The following is a 332-nucleotide window of genomic DNA, read 5'->3' as shown; positions in this document are numbered from 1 at the left end:
CAATGACGTTGGACTAATTCACTCCATGGCAAATAAGCCTCTAAGACCTCATTTTTTTCAAAAATCGGTTCATTCGGTAAGTGGGTCAGTAAATAATTGATATATTTTTCTGAATCAAGCCCATGTCGTTTCGCTGTTTCAATCATTGTTAGAATGACAGCGTTCGTTTGAGCCCCTTCAAAACTCTTGGAGAACAACCAGTTCTTTCGACCAATCACCAAGTTCTTTATCGCTCGCTCCGCTAAGTTATTCGATAAGACTAAATGACCATCTTCCAATACTGTTTTAAAAGTATTTTCATAATTTAATGCATATTGGATGGCTTTACCGAG

Annotated in this window: 1 protein-coding gene; it reads right to left on the bottom strand. The window is 37.3% G+C overall.

Annotated features, from left to right (window positions below; all coding sequences use genetic code 11):
- Positions 1–332, bottom strand: a 332-nt coding sequence (locus HMPREF2811_RS04155) for an IS66 family transposase (RefSeq protein ID WP_141749257.1), incomplete at both ends; no start/stop codon positions are given.

This window comes from Globicatella sp. HMSC072A10 (assembly GCF_001811625.1).
In the GTDB taxonomy this organism is placed as follows: Bacteria; Bacillota; Bacilli; order Lactobacillales; family Aerococcaceae; genus Globicatella; species Globicatella sanguinis.
Note: the sequence above shows the minus strand (reverse complement) of the source record. Positions and strands in the feature narration are given on the sequence as shown.